Source organism: Vibrio sp. Vb1980 (assembly GCF_033338615.1).
Lineage (GTDB): Bacteria > Pseudomonadota > Gammaproteobacteria > Enterobacterales > Vibrionaceae > Vibrio > Vibrio alginolyticus.
The window spans coordinates 1-915 of sequence record NZ_JAWOSZ010000060.1 but is presented as its reverse complement, the minus strand read 5'-3'; the positions used below and the strand labels follow the sequence as shown (position 1 = coordinate 915).

At 50.5% G+C, this 915-nt stretch carries 1 protein-coding gene; it reads left to right on the top strand.

Going from position 1 to position 915, the window contains the following annotated elements:
- On the top strand, positions 1-915 hold a 915-nt coding region (locus R7F64_RS23780), incomplete at both ends, for a tandem-95 repeat protein (protein ID WP_318072135.1).

Genomic DNA, 915 nt, shown 5'->3' with positions numbered 1-915 from the left:
GATTGTGAATCGCGTTAACGATGCACCAACAGTCGACAATGTGATTTCAGATCAAGTGTTAGCAGAAGATTTTACGAGCTACACGATTGATTTAAACGACGCATTTAAAGACAGCGACTCCGCACTGAACTTCTCAGTGTCCGGCAACAGCAACGTGTTGGTGTCGATTGAAAATGGCATCGCGACCATTAGCCCAACTGCGGACTGGAACGGCTCAGAAGCGCTGACGTTTACGGCTACCGATCCAAGCGGCGAGAGCGTTAGCCAAACGGTGAACTTCACAGTAGCGCCAGTGGCGGATATCGTGGCAGATAAAGCGACGGTTGTGGAAGATACGCCAACCATCATTAAGGTCTTAGATAACGACACGTTCGAAGGCGACGACAAAGTGGTGTCGCTGGATACCAATAACGGTCCAGCTAACGGCACGGTCTCGGTCAACCCGGATGGCAACGTCACTTACACGCCAAACGACAACTTCCACGGTACAGACAGCTTCACGTACATCGTTACCTCCGGTGGGGTATCGGAATTCACCACGGTGAACATCGATGTCACGCCAGTGAATGACGCGCCAGTGGCAAAAGATGATACCGCTGTCACTGACGAAGACACGCCAGTGACGATTGATGTCCTGCCAAACGATACTGATATTGATGGTGATACGCTGTCGATTGAATCGGCGTCTGTACCTGAAGCACAAGGTAAAGTCGAAATTGTTGATGGCAAATTGGTGTTCACACCAGCTGAGAACTTCCATGGTGACGCTGAAATCACTTACACCGTTACCGATGGTTCACTGACTGACCAAGCGACGGTCAACGTCACCGTGAATGCGGTGAACGACACGCCTGTGGTTGAAAGTAGCATTGCAGACCAAACCTTGGCGGAAGATTTCACCCCATACAGCATCAA